Here is a 1,179-nt window from a genome sequence, read left to right on the forward strand (position 1 = left end):
CCTGCCTTGTGCCTAAAGCCGACTTGGATGTGAGCGTCAAACTCGGTGAAGAGTCCATTCCTGTATCAATTGATAGCGAAACGTCTTTCGTAGGAGCTGAAGCGACTCAGAATAAAACAACTTTAAGCGAAAACTGTAATAGCTACGTTCCGTTAATCAAACTTGCTTGGGCTCGAAGTGGCGACAAGGGCAATCATTCCAATATCGGTGTCATCGCGCGCTCTGAGGAATACCTGCCCTATATTCGTGAAGCTTTAACTGAAGACTTCGTTGCTGAATACATGTCACATACGCTTGACCCAGAACATGGCAAGGTCAATCGTTGGGACCTTCCCGGCATCAATGCCGTGAACTTTTTACTCGAAAACAGCCTAGGTGGAGGTGGCGTTGCTAGCTTGCGCATTGACCCTCAAGGCAAAGCTTTCGCACAACAATTATTACAAGCTGCCATCCCTGTTCCTCAGGCCTTGGCCAATAAACTGTAGGTAAGATAAATCATGAGTCACCCTTATCAATCAATCTTCAGAGATGACCTATACCAAGACAAAGTATTTATCGTAACGGGCGGCGGCAGCGGCATTGGCCGTTGTACCGCTCATGAGCTAGCAGGGCTTGGCGCGCATGTCATCATTATTGGTCGTAAGCAAGAAAAGCTGGATGCTGTGGTTGCTGAAATCATCGAAGATGGTGGCAGTGCTGAAGGTTTTTCTTGCGATATTCGCGAAGAAGATATCGTCAAAGAAACGGTTAATGAAATCGTTAAGAAACACCCTGTGATATCGGGTTTAGTGAACAATGCAGGCGGTCAGTTCCCTGCCCCACTTACCGGTATTAACCAGAAAGGTTGGGAAACGGTGGTACGCACCAATCTAACCGGCGGCTTCTTGATGGCTAAAGAAGTGTATCTGCAAAGTATGAGTAAGCACGGCGGATCAATTGTCAATATCGTCGCTGATATGTGGGGTGGTATGCCAGGCATGGGGCACTCCGGTGCAGCCCGCGCAGGCATGGTGAACTTCACTCAAACGGCTGCCGTTGAATGGGCAGCGTCAGGCGTTCGTGTTAATGCTGTCGCACCGGGCTGGGTGATCACCAGCGGCATGGATACTTATCCTCCAGCCATGAAGCCTTGGATTCTAGGTTTAAAAGATGCTATTCTTTTAAACCTAGAATCCAAGG

At 48.4% G+C, this 1,179-nt stretch carries 1 protein-coding gene and 1 pseudogene; both read left to right on the forward strand.

Annotated elements, in window-relative coordinates; translation table 11 throughout:
- Window positions 1–485: pseudogene (locus tag A3735_RS23425) on the forward strand (terpene utilization protein AtuA); the annotation flags it as partial.
- A gap of 12 nt (window positions 486–497) precedes the next feature.
- Window positions 498–1,179 (forward strand): SDR family NAD(P)-dependent oxidoreductase (locus A3735_RS23430; protein ID WP_068638765.1); only part of this gene is annotated, 682 nt, incomplete at its 3' end.

It is taken from the genome of Oleiphilus sp. HI0061 (assembly GCF_001635675.1).